The sequence below is a fragment of the Cupriavidus sp. 8B genome (assembly GCF_054589115.1).
In genome coordinates, this window is record NZ_BAAILO010000366.1 from 1 (window position 1) to 207 (window position 207).

General features: G+C 67.1%; 1 protein-coding gene. It reads left to right on the forward strand.

The window, feature by feature from the left end:
• Positions 1–18: 18 nt before the first annotated feature.
• Positions 19–207 (forward strand): hypothetical protein (locus ACYP5B_RS34255; RefSeq protein ID WP_459572591.1); only part of this gene is annotated, 189 nt, incomplete at its 3' end.

Consider the following 207-nt stretch of genomic DNA (forward strand, 5'->3'; position numbering starts at 1 on the left):
ATGCACAGCACCTGCCCGTTGCTCGCGCAGGCGCGTGACGCCAAGGGCAAGCTGGCCGAGCAGGTCATCCTCGTGAAGGATCTGCGGACCAGCTACCAGGCGAAGCAGCAGGCGATGAAGCCGATGGCGGAAGCCCTGGGTGAGTTGCCTGCCCAACGCGCCGCCCTGGCGGCCTTGCAGACGGCACTGGCTCGCGATCAGCAGGAA